General features: G+C 70.9%; 14 protein-coding genes. 6 read left to right on the plus strand and 8 right to left on the minus strand.

The window, feature by feature from the left end:
- Positions 1-197: 197 nt before the first annotated feature.
- Positions 198-1,262 (plus strand): polyprenyl synthetase family protein, encoded by a 1,065-nt coding sequence (locus ACLZN2_RS16625; protein ID WP_416979245.1) that lies wholly within the window; start codon positions 198-200, stop codon positions 1,260-1,262.
- A 46-nt stretch (positions 1,263-1,308) separates the two neighbouring features.
- Complete coding sequence (locus ACLZN2_RS16630; RefSeq protein WP_416979246.1) at positions 1,309-2,397, plus strand: hypothetical protein; 1,089 nt, start codon at positions 1,309-1,311, stop codon at positions 2,395-2,397.
- An 87-nt stretch (positions 2,398-2,484) separates the two neighbouring features.
- On the opposite strand, the gene ACLZN2_RS16635 is transcribed toward ACLZN2_RS16630, so the two are convergent.
- The 8 genes from ACLZN2_RS16635 to ACLZN2_RS16670 all read right to left on the minus strand — a co-directional run bounded on the left by ACLZN2_RS16635 (position 2,485) and on the right by ACLZN2_RS16670 (position 10,589).
- The gene (locus tag ACLZN2_RS16635) at positions 2,485-3,456 is read right to left on the minus strand and encodes a TauD/TfdA family dioxygenase (protein ID WP_416979247.1); all 972 of its coding nucleotides are present in this window, start codon (positions 3,454-3,456) and stop codon (positions 2,485-2,487) included.
- Between the two features lie 42 nt (positions 3,457-3,498).
- The gene (locus tag ACLZN2_RS16640; RefSeq protein ID WP_416979248.1) at positions 3,499-4,347 is read right to left on the minus strand and encodes an enoyl-CoA hydratase/isomerase family protein; all 849 of its coding nucleotides are present in this window, start codon (positions 4,345-4,347) and stop codon (positions 3,499-3,501) included.
- Entirely contained in the window at positions 4,334-5,170 is an 837-nt protein-coding gene (locus ACLZN2_RS16645; protein ID WP_416979249.1) for an alpha/beta hydrolase, read from the minus strand. Before ACLZN2_RS16645 ends, ACLZN2_RS16640 begins: the two co-directional genes overlap by 14 nt.
- On the minus strand, positions 5,167-6,753 hold the full coding sequence (locus tag ACLZN2_RS16650) for an amino acid adenylation domain-containing protein (protein WP_416979250.1): 1,587 nt from the start codon (positions 6,751-6,753) through the stop codon (positions 5,167-5,169). Before ACLZN2_RS16650 ends, ACLZN2_RS16645 begins: the two co-directional genes overlap by 4 nt.
- The gene (locus ACLZN2_RS16655) at positions 6,737-7,960 is read right to left on the minus strand and encodes an acyl-CoA dehydrogenase family protein (protein WP_416979251.1); all 1,224 of its coding nucleotides are present in this window, start codon (positions 7,958-7,960) and stop codon (positions 6,737-6,739) included. The genes ACLZN2_RS16650 and ACLZN2_RS16655 overlap by 17 nt, the downstream gene beginning before the upstream one ends.
- Positions 7,957-9,345: a TrpB-like pyridoxal phosphate-dependent enzyme gene (locus ACLZN2_RS16660; protein WP_416979252.1), complete on the minus strand. Its 1,389-nt coding sequence runs from the start codon at positions 9,343-9,345 to the stop codon at positions 7,957-7,959. The genes ACLZN2_RS16655 and ACLZN2_RS16660 overlap by 4 nt, the downstream gene beginning before the upstream one ends.
- Positions 9,342-9,626 carry a phosphopantetheine-binding protein gene (locus ACLZN2_RS16665; protein WP_416979253.1) on the minus strand — a complete coding sequence of 95 codons (285 nt, stop codon included), beginning with the start codon at positions 9,624-9,626 and terminating at the stop codon, positions 9,342-9,344. The genes ACLZN2_RS16660 and ACLZN2_RS16665 overlap by 4 nt, the downstream gene beginning before the upstream one ends.
- 189 nt (positions 9,627-9,815) lie before the next feature.
- A complete protein-coding gene (locus ACLZN2_RS16670) occupies positions 9,816-10,589 on the minus strand; it encodes a thioesterase II family protein (RefSeq protein WP_416979254.1) in 774 nt (257 codons plus the stop codon).
- Between the two features lie 260 nt (positions 10,590-10,849).
- Between ACLZN2_RS16670 and ACLZN2_RS16675 the strand changes: the two genes are divergently transcribed.
- The 4 genes from ACLZN2_RS16675 to ACLZN2_RS16690 form a co-directional block, all read left to right on the plus strand.
- Positions 10,850-12,280, plus strand: a complete 1,431-nt coding sequence (locus ACLZN2_RS16675) for an aldehyde dehydrogenase family protein (protein ID WP_416979255.1) — start codon at positions 10,850-10,852, stop codon at positions 12,278-12,280.
- A gap of 81 nt (positions 12,281-12,361) precedes the next feature.
- Positions 12,362-13,372, plus strand: a complete 1,011-nt coding sequence (locus tag ACLZN2_RS16680; RefSeq protein ID WP_416979256.1) for a terpene synthase family protein — start codon at positions 12,362-12,364, stop codon at positions 13,370-13,372.
- Positions 13,373-13,475: 103 nt separating this feature from the next.
- Entirely contained in the window at positions 13,476-14,312 is an 837-nt protein-coding gene (locus tag ACLZN2_RS16685) for a DUF2236 domain-containing protein (RefSeq protein WP_416979257.1), read from the plus strand.
- A partial coding sequence (locus ACLZN2_RS16690; protein ID WP_416979258.1) for a PLP-dependent cysteine synthase family protein occupies positions 14,309-14,985 on the plus strand: 677 nt, incomplete at its 3' end. The genes ACLZN2_RS16685 and ACLZN2_RS16690, both read left to right, overlap by 4 nt.

Consider the following 14,985-nt stretch of genomic DNA (forward strand, 5'->3'; position numbering starts at 1 on the left):
AAGGGAATTTCCTCCGCACGCAAAAACAGACATGATGTGGTTTCCGGCGGACAGGGCCCGCACACCTTGAGGGAGACTAGTTCGCCCCCGCGCCACCGGGCTGGACAGCGGCTATACACCGACCTGCCCCTTTCCAGGGAAGCTCGGGTGTGCGAGAAAGGGCGGGTTGAGGTCATCCCTGCAGTAGGAGCTCAATCATGTCCACAACCCTTCCGATGAGCCATCAATTCATCGGTGCCGGCGCCCGCGAAACGCTCAGCACGATATTGGCGCAAGTAGAACGACGCATTCATGAATTCCTTGCCGAGGAGCGCCGCGAATGGGCAGCGCTGAACCCGGATTCGACAGAACTGATCGACTGTGTGGCCCGGATGGTGGGCAGCGGCGGCAAGCGGCTCCGCCCCGCCTTCTGCGTCTCCGGATACCTGGCCGGCGGCGGGGACCGGGATGCCGAGGTCATCGTCGACGTCGCGGCGGCCCTGGAACTGCTGCACACCTTCGCGCTGCTCCACGACGACGTCATGGACGACTCGGGGCTACGCCGCAACGAGCCGACCGCGCACATGCTGCACTCCGCGCTGCACCAGGAGCGCGACTGGCAGGGGGAGCCCCGCCGCTACGGCGAGAGCGTGGCCGTCCTCGCGGGCGACCTCGCCCTCGTATACGCGGAGCGCCTGCTCGCCAACTGTCCGCCCCACGCGCGCCGCGTCTGGGGCGGGCTGTGCACGGAGCTGATGATCGGCCAGTTCCTGGACGTCCGGGCCGCCGCCCGATTCCTGCCCGACCCTGAGCTGTCCAGCTGGATCGCGCTGTTCAAGTCGGGCCGCTACACGGTCTGCCGTCCACTGGCGATGGGCGCCGAACTCGCCGGTGCCGGGCACCTGCTGGGCCCGTTCGAAGAGTACGGGCTGGCCGTCGGCGAGGCGTTCCAGCTGCGCGACGACCTGCTCGACGCGTTCGGCAGCGCGGAGGCCACGGGCAAGCCGGCCCGGCTGGACTTCAAGCAGCACAAGATGACCCTGCTCATGTCGATCGCCCTGCGCCACGAGTCCGAGGTGAGGGAGCTGGTCGGCAACGACCTCGCGGGCACCGACCCGGACCGACTGCACGAGGCCCTCGTCAGGACCGGAGTGCGCGACCGCGTGGAGAAGGTCATCGCCGAGCGGATCGACACCGCTGTCGCCGCGGCGGCTGTGCTCGACGCGGAATGGTCGGCGGAACTCCACGACATGGCCAGGAAGGCTGCCTACCGTGACAAGTGACCTGGTCGCGACGGGCGATACGGTCCGAGCGGCCTCGGGAAGGCTGATGTCCGACGGCGTCGTCGCCGACTGGGAGTTCGCCACGGTCCCGGACGCCGAGGCGGATTTCTGGGCCTCGGTCTCTCCCGTGGAGGGCTTGAGCACCTTCGCAGCGGCGCTGCCGCCCGGTCGCGGACCGGACCCGGCCGTGCGGCTCCGCGTCCGCGCTGTGGACGCCTACCGGAAGCCGCTGGACGAGCCGCCGCACCGTCCCGGTGGCCCGTGGGCCTCGTACACCGAGCGGGGGACGGCCCGGCGGATCCATTGGCCGGCCAGGGAGGCGTCGGCCACCGCGGGACTGCTGCTGGCGTCACCCTGCGGGACCGCCGTGGGCGCCGTGGGCGCCGGGACGGCTGGGAACGAACGCGCGCGCACCCTCATGGAGGTCTCGGCGAGCAACGAGCCCTTCCGGCGGAAGTTGTTCCGGATGTCTCTGATCGCCCCGCTGATGCTGACCGGCGGTGCGGCTCTGGTGCACGGGGTGGCCCTGACCCGCGACGGGTTCACCGTGCTCCTCGTCGGGGACTCGGGCGCGGGCAAGAGCACCCTCGGCCTCGCGGCTTTCGCCCACGGCTGGCGCGTGGTCGCGGAGGATCTGGTGTTCGTGGCAGCGGGCCGGACCGTCGTCCCCCTGTTTCTCTCCGGCGTCTGGGAGTGCCGGGCGCACCCGGCGGACCGTGCTCTGATCTCCCACATCACGGGAACGGAACTGCACGGACACGACTCCGGTCTGCCCACGGACCACCGGGGCCGGGACTACTTCTTCCCGGTCCGCCCTTCGGACGGGCCCCTGCCGGGGGAGCCGCTGCCCATCGACCTGCTCGTCTTCGTCGACCGGGACGGGAACGCCCCGGTCACCGAGGGGCAGCGCGTCGGCCAGGTCCTGGGCGCCGGCCCGCGGAGCACCCTGGGTGCGGTGGCGAAGCTGCTCCGACTCGACTTCTCCGCCGTGGTGCGGGAGACGGAGGAGACCCTGCGCGGTCTCGTCGACGGACTTCCCCGGCGCCTCTTCTCGGCGTCGGGCCGGCCCGCGGACGATGTGCGGGCATTCCTGGAGTCCCTCGACCGGTGGGCAGGCACCGGCCACGCGATCTGAGGCAGACACACAGAACGCCCTGGGGCCGGCCGGATCGGCCGGCCCCAGGGCGTCGGCGCTGCGCGCCGCGGCGGGGAAGGCGTGCGCCTATGACATCGCCACCAGGATCCTGCGCGTCCCGGTGAAGGCCCGGCGGCCGTGCGCCACCGAGACGTTGTCGACGAACAGCAGGTCGCCGACCTCCCAGTCGACGTTCACCGCCTTCCGCATGCCCACCTCCTGGACGTGCCTGATGTACTCGGCCGGAATGGGACCGCCGTCCGCGAAGAAGGCGTTCTGCGGCAGCTCGTCCTCGGACACGATCTCTGCCAGTGCGGCCGCGTCCTCGCCCAGTCCGGCGACATGCCACTGGTCGGCCTGGTTGAACCACACCTCGGTGCCGGTGACGGGGTGCTCCAGCGTCGCCCGGCGCAGCTGGGTCACCCGCAGCGTGCCGTCCGGCTGCCAGCTCCATTCGGCCTCGGCCCCGTCGAGGAATGCCTCGACCGTGGCGCGGTCCTCGGTCTCGAACGTCGCCTGCCAGCTCTTGCCGAAGCCCATGCCGTCGTGCAGGTTCTGCGTGTACCGGACGCCGGCCGCGAAGGCCGCCCGGACCTCGGGGTCGATGGACTCGAGCCAGAGCCGGCCGTCGACCACCGGGGTGGCCCCGCCGGTGGCCGCCGCCACGTCGCAGAAGAAGAGGATCCTCGACGGCCACGCGTGGGCGTAGGACATCTCGTTGTGCATCGAGATCTCGAACTCCGCCGGGTACTCGGTCGACGTGTAGAGGTTGCGGCCGACCTTGGTGCGCGGCGAGTTGCCGTGGACGTAGGCCAGCCGGTCGGGCAGCAGGAGGTCGGCCACGCCGTCGTAGGTGCCGGTGGAGACGCCGAATCCGCGGAAGACGACGGCCCGTTCCTCGATGAGGAGCCGGGCGATGTCCGTGCCGCCCAGGAACTCCTGGAGTCCCTCGGGGCTCGCGGACACGCCGACGTCGGCCGGCCTGATGGTCCGGGGCTCCCACGCGCCGTGCACGCCGGTCGCGGTGGATGCGGTATGTGCCGTGTCGACACTGCTCATGATGATTCCTTCCGATGGAGCGGTGCTCAATTGCCCGTTCGCTCAATTGCCCGGTTCGCTCGAGTGGTCCGGTACTTCGGGGGCGCCGTCGAAGCGGGGCTCCCGGCGGGACCGGAACGCCGCCACTGCTTCGCGCACGTCTGGCGAGTGGGCAGCCAGGACCTGTGCGGGGGCCTCCCGCTCCAGGGCGACCGCGAGCGAGGGGGCGTCGGTGTTGCTCTGCAGTACCCGCTTGGTGAGGGAGACCGAGACCGGGCTGTTGGCCGCGATCTCCGCGGCCAGCGCCAGGGCGGCCTCCCGCAGCCGGCCGGGGTCGGTCAGCCGGTTGGCCAGCCCTCGCTCGACAGCCTCCCGTGCGGTCACGTACCGGCCGGTCAGCAGCATCTCGGAGGCGAAACCCAGGCCAGTGAGCCTCGGCAGCAGCCACGACGCGCCCATGTCACCGCCTGACAGGCCCATCTTCACGAAGGAGGCCCGGAACCGGGCCCCGGGGTCCGCCAGCCGGATGTCGGCGGCGAGCGCGAGGGAGAGTCCGGCGCCGATCGCGGTGCCGTCGACCGCGGCGATCACCGCCTGCGGCAGGTCCCGCAGCCCGGTGATCGCCGCCGCCTGACGGTGCAGCAGGGCCAGCAGCTCCAGGGGCGGCAGGCCGGCGATCCGGTCCACCTCTCCGATGTCATAGCCGGCGCAGAACGTGCCGCCCGCCCCACTCAGCACAAGCACCCGCACCGACGTGTCCACGCGCAGCTCGGCGCACAGCAGGGTCAGCCGCGCGAACAGGTCCTCGTCGAGGGCGTTCCTGCGGGCGGGCCGGTTCAGGGTGGCGACCACGACGCCGGGGGCAGGCCGGTCCACCAGCAGCGACGGCTGCCGGGGTTCAGATGCGTCCATGCGCGACGGAGCCCCTTTCCGTGGTGCCCTCCAGCCGACGTTCGACGAAGTCCAGTGACGAAGGCAGCGCGTGGTCGACGAACCGCCAGTCGTGGCCGCCCGGCCGCTCGTGGTACTCCACCTGGTCGCCCCGCGCGAGCAGGGCGTCCCGCACCCGGTGGTTCATGGCCCGCATGCGCTCGTGGTCCTCCGTCCCGATGTCGAAGTACAGGGCCGGCGTGGACGTCGCGTCACCCTGCGCGATCAGGCGATACGGGTCGTAGCGGCGCCGGGTCTCGCTCCCCGGCGGGCCCCAGACCCGCTCGTGGCTGTCCACCGACGGCATCACGAAACCGGAGTCCGCGCGGAAGCGGGCGTACGGGTCGCCGACACGCAGCGGAGCCTCGAAGGCGCCGGCGTGCGAGGCCACCGCGCCGAAGAGCCCGCGGTGACGCAGCCCCAGATACAGCGCGGTGGCGCCGCCCATCGAGAAGCCTCCGACGGCACGCCCCGAACGGTGGGCGAGGGTGTTGAACCGCTCGTCGATCGCCGGTACGAGCTCCTGCACGAAATGGTCCTCGTACCTCAAGCCGGCGTGGTCGTTGATGAACCAGCGGCGGCCGCTCTGCGGCAGGACGACGACCGTCCGGCGCTCCCGGAGCAGATCGACCAGACGGGTGTTCGCCAGCCAGGTGTCCTTGCCGCCTCCGTAGCCGTGCAGCAGGTAGAGGACCGGATGCGGCGGACCGTGCTCGCGGTAGCCGCCGGGAAGGACGACGTTGACTCCCTTGTCCCGGCCCAGCACCCGGCTCGGCCGGCGAAGCGTCAGCACCTGCGCGGTCATGCAGCCTCCCGGACCGGACGGGCGGCCAGGGCCCTACGGTCGGTCTTGCCGGTGGAGGTCCTGGGGAACCCGTCGACCAGGTGGAACGCCGTGGGCACCATGTAGCGGGGCAGCGCGTCGAGGCAGTGCCCGCGCAGCTCCGCGACGTCCGGCGCCGCTCCCTCGCGGGGTACCACGTACACCTCCAGTACGCCGCCGCCGTCGGCGTCCGGGAGCGCGACGCAGACCGCCTCGTGCACGGACGGCAGTGCCATCACAACGGCCTCGATCTCCGCGGGCTCGACCCGGTATCCCCGTATCTTGACCATGTGGTCGCGACGTCCGAGGTACGTGTAGCCGAGTTCGCCCCGCGACACGACGATGTCCCCCGTGCGATGGGTCCGCGGCACCCCGGCCGGGGTGTCCACCGGGTCGTGCCCCCAGTAGCCGAGCATCACCGAGTCGCCGGCGACGCAGAGTTCGCCCTCCGCACCCGGCACGTCGGGAACCACCCGGCCGTCGGAGTCGAGGAGCAGGGCCTCGGCGTAGGGGCAGGGCCGGCCGATGGGCGGCGGTCCGGTACGGTCCGGTGCCAGGTCCGCGTCCGTCACCTTGTGGTGGGTGCAGACGTTCGTCTCCGTCGGCCCGTAGAGGTTGTGGAGGTCCGCCTCCGGCAGTGCTTGTCTCAGCCGCCTCAGGTGCTTGAGCGCGAAAGGCTCGCCCGCGAAGAGCACCGTCCTGAGCGGGGAGGTTTCCAGCAGCGCGCGGTTCTTCGCGTCGAGCATTCTGATCAGGGCGCCCGGCACCGAGTACCAGACGGTGATCCCCTCCTCGGCGACCAGCCGGTTCAGCGCCGCTCCCAGGGCCTTCTGGTTCTCCGGCACCAGGACGAGGCAGGCTCCGGCGCTCATGGCGGCGAAGACGTCGAAGACTGACAGGTCGAAGTGGACCGGGGCGTGCGACGACAGGCGGTCGTCCGGCGTCAGCCCGAACTCGGCCACCGCCCAGTCCACAAACGCCAGGGCGTTGCGGTGGGAGAGCATGACGCCCTTGGGCGTGCCGGTGGATCCCGACGTGTAGAGAACGTAGGCCAGGTCGTCGGGGCCCACGGCCGGGGGTGCGAACCCGTCGGGCACGGCCCGCCGGACGGCCTCGTCCCAGCCGATCCGCCGGATGCCGCCCGCGTCGGCCGGATCCGTCCCGGTGGCGTGCGCCTCGCCGAGCACCACGGCGGTCCGCAGACCGGCAGGCAGGCCACGTCCCTCCAGCAGGGCGAGCCGCGCCTCGTCGGCGATCAGGCAGCGTACGGCGCAGTCCTCGACGATGTAGGCGGCGCGGGCGGCCGGCACAGCCGGGTCCACCGGCACATAGGCGGCCCCGCACTTGAGGACCGCATGGAGGGCCACGACCGTCTCGGTCGACTTGGCCATCCACAGCGCCACCCGGTCGCCGGGACCCACGCCCGCCTCGCGCAGCGTCGCGGCGAGGGCGCTCACGGCCCGGTCCAGCTCGGCGTAGTCGGTCACGGCGCCCCGGTGACGGACCGCCTCGGCCGTCGGCCGTTCGGCCGCGGCCCGGGTCAGGAGCTCATCGAGCGTACGCATGGCGTCCTCCCGCGGTGCTCGGGGCACCGTGCGGGCCCGTCGTGGTCGTGTCGCGCGTACGGGACGTGAGGCCGAGCTTGTCCGCCATCACGAGCCGCTGCATGTCGGAGGTGCCGGAGGAGATCCGGGTACCGAGCGCGTCGCGCAGATTCCGTTCGATGTCCGTGCTGGTCGTGTAGCCGAGTCCGCCGTACACCTGCAGGGCGTCGAGGAAGGTCTCGACGGCCGATTCGCTGGTGCGCAGCTGCGCCGCCTCCGCGAAGTACGAGGAGGTACCCTGCGCCAGGTCCCAGGCGGCGCGATGGGTCAGCAGCCTGGCTTCCTCCAGCCGGATCTGCATGTCGACGATCCTGTTGGCCACCGACTGGAACCGGCCGATGTTCCGCCCGAACTGCTCCCGACCCCTGGCGTGTCGGATGCATTCGTCGATCTGACGGCTCATCGTGCCGAGCAGTGGCGCCAGGATGAGCGCCCGCTCCCAGGCCATGGTCCGGGAGAGGATCCGCGATCCCTGCTTCTCGGCCCCGAGCCGCGCGGAGAGCGGGACGCGGCAGTCGCGGAGGGTGATCTCGCCCCAGGGCGCGGTACGCAGTCCGGCCTTCTCGAACCGGGTCTCGACCGTCAGTCCCTCCTGGTCCCGGTCCACCAGGAAGGCGGTGACGCCGGTGAACCCCAGTGCGGGATTGACGGTGGCGTAGACGATGAACACGTCGGCGACGGGGGCGTTGGTGACGAACCGCTTGACGCCGTCCAGGACGTACGTGTCCCCTTCCCTGCGAGCGGTGGCGGTCAGAGAGAGGGCGTCCGACCCGGCTCCGGCCTCGGTGATCGCGTGGGCGCCCACCATCCGGCCGTCGCACAGGGCGGGCAGATAGCGCTGCTTCTGTTCCGGGGAGCCGAATTCGGCAAGGGGCAGCTCGACCGCCCAGATGTGCGCGCCGAGCGCGATCATCAGCCCGTTGTCCCTGCAGCCGGCGCCCAGGCCCTCAAGGGCGATCGCGCAGGTCAGCGCGGACAGACCGAGTCCTCCGTACTCTTTCGGCACGGGGAGTGAGAGGACACCGGCGTCCGCGCAGCGCTGCCAGTCGCCGGGCTGGAGCCGCTGGGTGCGGTCGCGTGTCTCGATGTCGGCGCCCAGGGCGGAGGCTCCGAGGGTGCGCAGTCGCCCGGCGAGCGCCGTCTGCTCCTCGGTCGGGGTGAGGTTCATGAGCGGCTGCCGACGGGTTCGACGTCCGGCAGGGCGGCAAGCGACGCGGCGATACGGCTGTCGGAGACGGGGTGGTCCTCGAGCTTGCCCGCCAGGTACTGGTCGTAGGCGGAGAGGTCGAGCAGGCCGTGGCCACTGACGTTGAAGAGGATGACGCGCGGACGGCTCTCCTCCCGGGCCCGGACGGCCTCGTCGATGGCACCTTTGACGGCGTGTGCCGACTCGGGTGCGGGAACGAGGTTCTCGGCGCGCGCGAAGAACGCACCCGCCTCGAACACCTCCTTCTGTCCGTAGGCAACGGCCTCCATCAGACCGCGCGCGTACAGGGCACTGACCAGGGGCGCCGCGCCGTGGTAGCGCAGGCCCCCGGCGTGCACGCCGGGGGCGACGAAGGTGTGGCCCAGCGTGTACATCTTCGTCATGGGTGTCGTGCCCGAGAAGTCGTTGTAGTCCCAGGCGTAGCGGCCGCGCGTCATCTTGGGGCATGCCTCGGGCTCCACCGCCACGAGCCGGGTGGTGGCTCCGGTGCGGAGCTTCTCCCGGTGGAACGGGAACGCCAGGCCCGCGAAGTTGCTGCCGGCCCCCATGGCGCCGATGATGACGTCGGGGAACTCCCCGGCGAGTTCCATCTGGCGCAGGGCCTCTTCGCCGATGACGGTCTGGTGGAGCAGGACGTGGTTCTCGCCGCTGCCGACCGCGAACGCGCCCCGGTCCACCGTCTGGGCGTGTTCAAGGGCCTCGGCGTTGGCGATCGCCACGCTGCCGTCGGTTTCGGGCGAGGCCGCGAGCAGGGCACGTCCGGCCTCGGTCGTGCCGCTGGGGCTGGGGATGACGCGGGCGCCGTTCAGTTCCATGATCACCCGGCGGTACGGCTTCTGCGCATGGCTGCAGCGCACCATGAAGACGGTGCAGGCCAGGTCCAGCGCGTGGCAGGCCATCGACAGGGCGGTGCCCCACTGCCCGGCCCCGGTGCCGGTGGTGATCTCCTGGACGCCTGCCTGCTTGTAGTAATAGGCCTGGGCCAGGGCGGAATTGAGCTTGTGGCTGCCCGAGGCGTTGGCGCCCTCGTACTTGTAGTAGATGTGGGCGGGGGTGTCGAGTGCCTGCTCCAGACGGTGGGCCCGGATCAGCGGGGTGGGACGAAACCGCTGGTACTGCTCGCGCACCGGGTCCGGGATCTTCACGTGCCGCTCGGCGCCGACACTGGCCCGGTACATCGACAGCGGGAGATTGGGCGCCGCATGCCTGGCGTCGGCCGCCGGTTCCGCGGCCGACCGGGCACGGCGCACTTCGGATGACGGTACGTCGAGATCGGCGAGGATGTTGTACCAGTGGGTCGGGACGTCCTCCTCATCGAGCAGGAACCGATGGCGCGACGTTCTCATGCCGCGGTCCCCGTCCGAAGCGCGCCGACGTGCCGGCGGACGAGTTCGATGACGTCACCGACGTTCTCGAGGTCGGCCTCCATGACGTCCTCGTCCTCGATCTGGCCGCCGAACTCGGCCTCCACAGCGAGAAGGAGCTGGAGCAGGTTGAGCGAGTCGAGCTGGATTACCGGCGAGTACAACGACACACCGGGATCGATGTCCTCCGGGTTCAGCCGGAGATCCAGGGCCTCAACCATGATCTCGCGGACGCGGATCGCCACATCATCGTCATTCATCATTGAAAGGACTCCTCTGACACATTTCGAATCCACCGGTTCCGGGCACGTCGCCGTCCGGCATGAGCGTGCCGCACATCGAGACAAGAAAAGCCGGGCAGAACGGCTGCGAACGCGACGACGCGGACCTGGGCACCGAATGGAAAATGCCTTGACGATCGTTGGGGCGTCGTCCATCCGGAAGATATCAGCTCAGCGAACCACAGCAAGGCGTTCGGAAATATCCGAGACGACCTCCGCTTCCTGGTCCACCAGATAGAAGTGCCCTCCGGGAAAGACACGCACATCGAATTCGCCGACGGCCAGCTCGGCCCACGCGGCGACGTCCGGCACCGGCACGCCGGGATCCGCGTCACCCGTGTAGGCCGTCACGGGAACCGTCACCGGCCGCGCGCCGCGGGGCCGGTAGGCCTCGATCAGCCGCAGATCGGCGCGGAAGGAGGGCATCACCAGCGCCAGCAGTTCCGGGTCCGCGGTCACCGCCTCGTCCATGCCACCCAGCTCCAAGAGACCCGCCAGCATCTCCGCGTCGTCCCGCAGATCCAGGGCCCGGCCGTTCCTGGGGCGCGTCGGGGAGACGTGGCCCGAGACGAACAACTGCCGCGGCCTGGCCCGGTACAGAGTCTCCAGGCGCAGCGTGACCTCGTACGCCAGGGCCGCTCCCATGCTGTGTCCGAAAAGCGCTACGGGCCGGTCAAGCAGCGGCAGCAGAGCCTGCGCGACACCGTCGGCCAGTTCGCCCATGTTTTGCGGGCACGGTTCGCCGATACGGTCCTGCCGGCCGGGGTACTGCACGGCGACCAGCTCCACGTCGGCCGGCAGCGAGGCCGTCCAGCCGTAGTAGGCGCCCGCGGTGCCACCGCCGTGCGGCAGACAGACCAGGCGCAGCCGGGGATGCGCCACCGGACGGGGCCGGCGGAGCCAGCGGCCGACGGATTTCACGGCACGTACGGGTGCGGGGATCACTGGTTGTCTTCTCCCTGAGAGTGTCTTTCCCATGACCGGGCCCGTTCCGCGCCACGGCATTTCAAGCCCCGCACTGTAACCCCTTTCCCTCGGGACGTCATCACCCTTTATGGGCGGCAGTTTCCCGTACAGAGTTCATCCAGTCGGCACGGCGGACGATCCGTACAGTGGGACGCAATCACTCCGGGAATTCATCTGTCCGGTACCCACTCGCCGGACGGATTCCTGATGCATCCGATCCTGCCGAAAGAGACCTGTCCATGAATTCATTGCCACTGCGGTCGGTCTATCTCGGTGGCCGATGGACCGCGCCGCGGGCCGTCGGGACCATCGCCGTCGAGAACCCGGCGACCGGGCAGGTCGTCGCCGAGGTTCCCGACTGCGGCAGCGAGGACGTCTGGTACGCGGTCGACGCGGCCCGCTCCGCCCTGCCCGACTGGTCCACGACGGGCCCGGCGCAGAGGATCGCGGCACTGTCCGCCCTGCGTGACGCGCTGACGAAGTCCCAGGAGGAGCTGGCCCGGACGGTCACCCGCGAGATGGGCTCACCGATCACGTTCTCCCGGCGCGTCCAGGTGGGCCTGCCGGTCAGGGTGCTCGACGGTTTCATCGACGCGCTCTCCGCGGCCACGGCGGAGGAGCGGATCGGGCACTCCCTCGTGGTGCGGGAACCGGTCGGTGTGGTCGCCGCCATCACTCCCTGGAACTATCCCCTCCACCAGACGGTCGCCAAGGTCGGCGCGGCTATCGCGGCGGGCTGCACGCTGGTGCTCAAGCCGAGCGAACTCGCCCCGCTGTCCGCCTACGCATTGGCCGAGCTGATCGACGGCATCGGCCTTCCCCCCGGGGTCTTCAATCTCGTGCCCGGCCGAGGGAAAACGGCGGGCGCCGCGCTCGCCGGCGACGACGGTGTCGACCTGGTGTCGTTCACCGGTTCGCTGGAGGCCGGCCGGCGCATCGCCGCGGCGGCTGCCCCCACGGTCAAGCGAACCTGCCTGGAGTTGGGAGGCAAGTCCGCGACCCTCGTCCTGTCCGACGCCGACCTGGAAAAGGCGGTCGAGGACGGCGTCAGAAGCGCCCTGCACAACGCCGGGCAGACGTGCTCCGCCCGCACCCGGCTGCTCGTACCGCGGCACCGGCTGGACGAGGCGCTCGATGTGGTCCACTCGGTCGTCGCCGCGCACGTTCCGGGCGATCCCGAGGACCCGGCGTGCCTGCTGGGGCCGCTCGTCTCCGCGCAGCAGCGCGAACGCGTCCTCGGCCATCTGGCACGGGCCGCCGCCGACGGCGCGCGCCGGGTGACCGGCCCCGATCCCGCGGCCCGTCCGCTGCACGCCGGGCACTTCGTGGCGCCGAGCGTCTGGACCGATGTGAACCCGTCCTCCGCACTGGCCCGGGAGGAGATCTTCGGCCCCGTTCTGGCCGTCATGGCGTTCGACGACGACGAGGACGCCGTGTCCCTGGCCAACCAGTCCCAGTACGGCCTCGCGGCCACCGTCTGGTCGGCCGACACCGACCGGGCTGTCTCCGTGGCCCGCCGGCTGCGCGTCGGCCAGGTCGACATCAACGACGCCGGGTTCAACGCCGCCGCGCCCTTCGGCGGCTACAAGCAGTCGGGCATCGGACGCGAGCTGGGCCGCCACGGCATCCAGGAGTTCCAGGAGGTCAAGTCGCTCCAGCTGCCCCGGTGAGCCACGGCTCCCGCGTGCGCCCCCTCCCCTGCCACCTGCATCCCTCCTCACCGAACGACGGGTGACACCGTGCCCCTGCGCATGCCTCACATCCATGTGGAATTCCCTCCCGAGCTCAGCCCCCACGCCGAACAGGCGGAAGCGGGCACGCGCGCGTTCGTGGCGCGCCACGGCCTGGCCCCCGACGAGGCGGCGCGCCGCCATCACGAGCGCTCCCTGCTCGGCACCCTGATGGGCCGTGCCTATCCGCACGCGGAAGCGTCCGAACTCCAGCTGGTGACCGACTGGATCAGCACCATGCTGGTGCTCGACGACCAGTTCGACGAAACCTCGCTCGGCACCGACCCGGCGCGGCTGCGCGAGGTGTGCGACGAGGTGCTCAGCTGGTTCACCGCCGACGGCTCCGTCGACGACGCGGCCGCACCCGCACCGGCCCACTCGGTCACCGCGGCGTTCCGGCCGGCCTACGCGGAGCTGTGGCGCCGCACGGTTCCCCTCACCTCCCCCACCTGGCGGGCCCGGCTCGCCGGGCACATCGGGGCCTTCTTCGAGACGTGCGTCTGGGAGTCGGAGAACCGGCTCACCGGACGGGTACCGGACCTCGACGAGTACATCGCCATGCGCGGCCGGGCCCTCATGCCCTACCTCGACCTCATCGAGGTCACCACGCACACCGAGGTGCCCGAGGAGATCTACGGGCTGCCGGAGTTCGCCGAGATGAACGCGGCGCTGTCCGACGCCGACCTGTGGACCAACGACCTCTTCTCCTGCGAGAAGGAGGCGCTGCTGGGCGACCCGCACAACCTCGTCCTGGTCCACCAGCACGCACAGGGCACCGATCTGCAGACCTCCGCCGATGCGGTGGGCGTGATGATCCAGGGCCGCTTCGACCGGTTCACCGAGCTCAGCGCCTCGTTCGCGGACCGGCTCACGCCCGAGCTGCGCGTCCTGTTGCCGACGGGCCGACTGGAGCGGCACATCGCCGGGCTGCGCAGCTGGCTGACCGGCCAGCTGCAGTGGCGTTTCGAGACCTTGCGCTTCGACCCCACCCGGCCCGAGGTCACCAGAGCCACCGGGTCCACTCCGCTGTAGCCGACTTCTCACCGTGAACGGGGTACGGATGCGAGACCGTTACGCGACACTCAGACACCTTGAAACCCTCGATCCGAAAGCGGACCACGAGGAGATCCATCGCATGTCCTCCGACCGCGAGTTCCCCTGGGACTACGGCCGAGGACTCGAAGTCGCCATCTGGCGCACCTGCTGTGTGCCCGCCATCTCCGGCGTGCTGGACGGCACGGGCGAGTTCGCGCTGCGGGGGCAGAAACGCTACGACGACACCCGCATCCTCCTCGGCGAGCTGGTCCGCACCGGATACGACTCCGAGCGCGGACGTCAGGCGCTGCGGCAGATCAACACCGCCCACCGCAGGTTCGACATCGCGAACGAGGACATGCTCTACGTCCTGTCGACGTTCGTCTTCGAGCCCGTGCGCTGGATCGACCGCTGGGCCTGGCGCCGAACCAGTGAGACCGAGCGGCTCGCCGCCTTCTACTTCTTCGCCAATGTCGGCAAACGGATGAACATCCGTGAGATCCCCACCGACTACGCGACCTTCGAGGAGTTGAACCGGGAGTACGAGCAGGCCCACTTCCGCAGGGCCGCGAGCAACCGCCGCGTCGGCAACGCCATCATCGACCTCTACGCGTCCTGGTACCGGCGCCCGGTCCGGGACCTGGTGTCCGCCACCCTGCCGTGCCGCCTCGACGGCCCCGCGCTGGACGCCCTCGACATGCGCAGGCCGCCCCTGTGGGCCCGGACCCTCAACCACGCGGGGCTGCGCGGTCACGCCCGCGCCGAGCGGCTCGCCCCGAAGCTGATGGCGCGGCTCATGACCCGGCCGACCGCCCGAACGTACCCGGGCTACCCGGCCGGCTACGACCTCGCGGACATCGGCCCGCACCGAACCGTCCCTCCCGTACGGCAGCAGCCGGCGGCCCGCGCCGACAGCCTCGAGGACTGGGCGCCGTGACGGAACCCAGAGCTCTTGTGGTTCCCGCGGATTCCTCCGCCGTGATCGGAGACACGCCCCTGCGCCCCGTCCGGGTCCCGGTCGGCGACCGGACCGTACGGATCTGGCTCAAGCTGGAGGCCGAGAACCGCTTCGGCTCCATCAAGGCCCGCACGGCCGAGGCCCTGCTGTCGTCGCTGGAGGCGGCCGGGGCACTGCGGCCGGGCATGCGCGTGGTCGAGTCGACCTCCGGCAATCTCGGGGTGGCGCTCGCCGGCCTGTGCGCAGAGCGCGGTTACGACTGCACGCTGGTCATCGAGCCCAGCACGCCCCGCGGCAGCGCCGAGCGGATGACCGCGTTCGGGGCGGACGTGGTGACGGTGCACGAGGTCCCGGGCGGCCGGACGCTCGGCGCACGGCTGCGGGCCGTACGCGAGATCCTTGCGGCGGACCCCGCCGCCGTGTGGACCAATCAGTACGAGTGTCCCGCCAACCCTGGGGTGCACGAGTGGCAGACCGCCACCGAGTTGGTGAAGGGCGCGCCCGGCGGCCGGTTCGACGCCGTCGCCGTGGCCGTCTCGACCGGAGGCACGCTGGCCGGCATCGCCAGGTACTTCCGGAACAACCTGCCGGAGACCCGGATCATCGCGGTCGACGCCGTGGGCTCGTCGGGGCGCGGGGGGGGCCCCCCCCC

Origin of the sequence: Streptomyces sp. T028 (assembly GCF_048159505.1) — a bacterium.
In the GTDB taxonomy this organism is placed as follows: domain Bacteria; phylum Actinomycetota; class Actinomycetes; order Streptomycetales; family Streptomycetaceae; genus Streptomyces.